The organism is Corallococcus sp. 4LFB (assembly GCF_046520365.1).
Taxonomy (GTDB): domain Bacteria; phylum Myxococcota; class Myxococcia; order Myxococcales; family Myxococcaceae; genus Corallococcus; species Corallococcus caeni.
This window is the reverse complement of record NZ_JBKGHJ010000875.1, coordinates 1-1,974: the sequence shown is the minus strand read 5'-3', so window position 1 is coordinate 1,974 and position 1,974 is coordinate 1. Positions and strand designations below refer to the sequence as shown.

Below are 1,974 nucleotides of genomic sequence, written 5' to 3'. Positions count from 1 at the left end.
TCGGTGGCAGCCTTGGGCTTCACGGCGGCTGGGCTCGGCTTCGCGGCGGCCTTGGGGGCCTCCGGCTTCGCGGCGGCCTTGGGCAGCGGCGGCAGGGACTCCGAGGCCGTCTTGCGGGTGAGCTCGTCCGGGAAGGTGAGCGGCGGCTCCTGGCGCGCGTCGTGGAGGACCTGCGCGTTGGCGTCCAGCGCGGAGAGCAGGTCCGGGGCGGCGGCGGTCTGCGCGTCGCCGGAGAGCTTCTTGCCCACCACCACGCCCAGCACGAACACGGCGCCCATCACGACGATGCCGGCGATCAACAGGCTGACGATCTGCCGGTTGTCCAACGAGACGTCGAACTTCTCCTTCATCCGGTGGGCGTCACGCATGGCGGGGCAAACCTCATTGCGCGCTCGGGCCGTGTAACGGCCTGTAGCGACAGCGTGCGCGCAAGCTACGCCCCACCCCCAGGCGGGTCAAATTCACGGAGGCCACGTTGGAGCGACGCGCGCGAGGCCCAAAGTCAGGCCCCGGCGGCGCTGGCGACGGCTGCGGTGCAGGCGCACGACGCGCCGGGTGGGATCAGACGATCCACCCGCCGCCGAGCACGCGATCCCGGTCGTAGACCACCGCGGCCTGGCCCGGCGTGACGGCGCGCGCGGGCGCATCCAGCTTCACCGACACGAGCCCGTGCTGCGAGATGTGGATCCGCCCCGGGGCGCCCGCGTGGCGGTGACGGATGCGGACCTCCACGGCCTGTTCCGGCGGGGGCGGCCCGTCCACCCAGTGCGGCTGGAGCAGCCCGAACTGCGCGCGGCCGGTGCCCTCCGCGGGCCCCACGACGACGCGGTTCGTCTCCGGCTCCAGGCGCTGCACGTAGCGCACCTCGCCGCCGCCCAGGTTGAGCCCCTTGCGCTGCCCCACGGTGAAGCGATGGATGCCGTTGTGCGTACCCAGCACCCTGCCGTCCGGATCCACGACCTCTCCGGAGGGCTGGGGGCCGGCGACCTTCTCCACGAACCCGGCGTAGTCGCCGTCGGGCACGAAGCAGATCTCCATGCTCTCCGGCTTGTGGGTGGTGGGCAGGTGGTGGCGCTCGGCGACGGCGCGCACCTCGGTCTTGGTGAGGTGACCCACCGGGAAGAGGACGTCCTTGAGCTCCTCCTGGCCCAGCGTGAAGAGGAAGTAGCTCTGGTCCTTGGCGGCGTCCACGGCGCGGCGCAGGTGGAAGCGGCCGTCCACCTCCTCCACCTGGGCGTAGTGGCCGGTGGCCAGCCGGGCGCCCAGGGCGCGCGCGCGCTTGAGGAGGAAGTTGAACTTCACGTCGCGGTTGCAGCTCACGCACGGGATGGGCGTCTTGCCGCCCAGGTACGACTGGACGAACGGATTGACGACCCGGTCCTGGAAGATCTCCTCGGCGTTGGCCACGTAGAACGGGATGCCCAGCGTCTGGGCCACCGCGCGGGCGTCGTCGATGTCGTCCGGACTGCAGCAGCTGCCACACTTCGCGTTGCCCTCGTAGGACCAGACGCGCAGGGTGATGCCGATGACCTCGTGGCCCTGCTCCTTGAGCAGGGCGGCGGCGGCCGAGGAATCCACCCCACCGCTCATGGCAACGACGACTCGCATGGGGCTCCTTCCTACACGCCTCCGGGCCGGGACGCACGGCCCGAGGCGCTCCAGGCCCCCTCCCCTGCCCTCCGGGCGGAGAGGAGGCCCCCGTTTCAAGAACCGCGCGCCGCCCAGGCCGTGAGCCGGGCGCGGAGCGCGTCGGCGGTGTTCAGCGACGGCTCATCGAGCACCAGCTCCACCAGGTACCGGGTCGCCTCGCCCACCTTCGGCGACGGGCCGATGCCCAGCGTCTTCATGATGTCGCCCCCGGTGAGCGCCAGCTCCTTCGCGGACAGGGGGGGCTTCGCGGCGGCCAGCGCCTCCAGACGCGAGGCCAGCGCCTCCAGCGCCGGGAGCTGCTCCGGGGCCCGGACCCGGACGCGG

At 72.3% G+C, this 1,974-nt stretch carries 1 protein-coding gene and 2 pseudogenes; all 3 read right to left on the bottom strand.

All coding sequences use genetic code 11. From position 1 onward, the window contains the following. Positions 1-368, bottom strand: a pseudogene (locus ACLEQD_RS42220) (SPOR domain-containing protein); the annotation flags it as partial. A gap of 193 nt (positions 369-561) precedes the next feature. Then, a complete protein-coding gene (mnmA, locus tag ACLEQD_RS42215; RefSeq protein WP_410391604.1) occupies positions 562-1,662 on the bottom strand; it encodes a tRNA 2-thiouridine(34) synthase MnmA in 1,101 nt (366 codons plus the stop codon). Between the two features lie 41 nt (positions 1,663-1,703). After that, positions 1,704-1,974: pseudogene (locus ACLEQD_RS42210) on the bottom strand ([cytidine(C)-cytidine(C)-adenosine (A)]-adding enzyme); the annotation flags it as partial.